At 77.8% G+C, this 324-nt stretch carries 1 protein-coding gene; it reads left to right on the top strand.

What is annotated here, in order from left to right; translation table 11 throughout:
- The coding region (locus tag E0D90_RS26990) for a hypothetical protein (protein ID WP_227870533.1) at positions 1–324 on the top strand (324 nt) is incomplete at both ends.

Raw genomic sequence — 324 nt, 5'->3', positions numbered from 1 at the left:
GCGGCGGGTGGCGGCCATGCGACGGCGGGCCAGCACGAGGCCGCCAACGGCAGCGTGATCGGTGCCGGGCAGTACCCGCACGCCCGGGTACTCGGCCCGGAGCGCGGGGACTTCGCCGGCTGGGTGGAGAGCCCGGCCACCGGCTATCTCACCGACCCGGCGACCGGGCGCGAGTTCGACTCGGTCTCCGGCCGCTGGATCGACCCGGTCACCGGCCGCCCCTTCGGCGAGGTCACCGAGTACGCCAGCCGCCTGTCGGGCATCGGCGCCGGACCGGGGGCGGTCGTCGGCATCAGCGGCGGAGCCGCAGCCGTCGGCGCGGGG

The organism is Streptomyces otsuchiensis (assembly GCF_004305975.1).
Taxonomy (GTDB): domain Bacteria; phylum Actinomycetota; class Actinomycetes; order Streptomycetales; family Streptomycetaceae; genus Streptomyces; species Streptomyces otsuchiensis.
Note: the sequence above shows the minus strand (reverse complement) of the source record. Positions and strands in the feature narration are given on the sequence as shown.